This is a genomic window from Streptomyces ossamyceticus (assembly GCF_001418475.1).
GTDB classification, from domain to species: Bacteria; Actinomycetota; Actinomycetes; order Streptomycetales; family Streptomycetaceae; genus Streptomyces; species Streptomyces ossamyceticus.
In genome coordinates this window covers 1-1,063 of the sequence record NZ_LIQX01001002.1, presented here as the reverse complement: position 1 = coordinate 1,063, position 1,063 = coordinate 1, and the positions used below count along the sequence as shown (strand labels likewise).

The 1,063-nt window shown below is 75.6% G+C and carries 2 protein-coding genes; both read right to left on the bottom strand.

The annotated features are described in order from the left end of the window. Positions 1-128 (bottom strand): type I phosphomannose isomerase catalytic subunit (locus tag AOK15_RS44755; protein WP_338059962.1); only part of this gene is annotated, 128 nt, incomplete at its 3' end. Positions 129-182: 54 nt separating this feature from the next. Beyond that, positions 183-1,063, bottom strand: an 881-nt coding sequence (locus AOK15_RS41350) for an SIS domain-containing protein (protein ID WP_055524447.1), incomplete at its 5' end; no start/stop codon positions are given.

The following is a 1,063-nucleotide window of genomic DNA, read 5'->3' as shown; positions in this document are numbered from 1 at the left end:
GCGCCGGGGTGGGCTCCCATCCACATCTCCGCCTGCGGTTCGCCGGTGGGGGCCACGCCGAGGAGGTGCGGGATGGCGGTGGTCGAGCCCCAGGCGTAGGGGCGGATGGTGTTGTCGAGGCGGTCCATGGTGTGTGTTCTTCTCCGTACGCCGTTCGGGGGTCTGCCGGGGCCAGGTAAAGATCAGGCTCCCGAGGCGAGCGACAGGTAAACGGCGGCGAAATCCGTGATGGCGATCATCTCCGCGAGGGTCTCCAGGTCGCTGCCCTCCTCGGGTTCCAGCTCGCTGACCGCGGTCTCGTGGCCGAGGGCCAGCTCGCGGGCGGCCGGGGCGGCGCTCAGTCCGCCGGTGGGCCGGTCGCGCAGGAGGAGCACGCGCGCGTGGAGGGCGGGTGGCTCCTCGACGCGGTCGCGGAAGAAGGCCTCGGGATCGGCGCTCGCGGCCAGGGGGCCGGACAGCACCACCGCGTGCGAGGCGAGGGCCTCGGGAAGCTGTGCGGCGAGGGCGGGGCGGCCCGCGAGCTCGGCGAGCGCGGAGGCGAAGCGGCGGCCCACGGGGCCCGCGGCCTGGCCCTCGGTCCAGATCAGCGGGAGGGCGTCGGCGAACTCGGCGGCGAGCGTCTTGGCGGGGTTGCTGTACGTGGCGATGGCGGGGCCGCAGCGCTCGGCGACCTGGTCGAGGCGGTCGGCGACCTTCGCCAGGGCGTCCGGGTCGGCGGCGACGAGGCCCATGCGGTCGAGGATCGCCAGCATCGGGGTGAGCTGGGCCCACAGGATGCCGGGGGCGGCGGCGCCGAGGGGCACCTCCAGCTCGTACGGGGCGGTCGCCATCGGTACGAACAGGCCGTGGGCGCCCGCCAGCGCTTCGGCGACGGGGGTGCGGGGCGGGGCGACGGCCACGACGGTGCAACCGCGGCGGTATGCCTGGTCGACCAGGAGCGACAGGCCGGGTTCGGTGCCGTCGGCGGTGGCGATCAGGAGGAGGTCGACCGAGCCGGCCCAGCCGGGGAGGTCCCAGCGGAGGGCGCCTCCGGCGGGGGCCACACCGGTGGGGTGGATGCGGG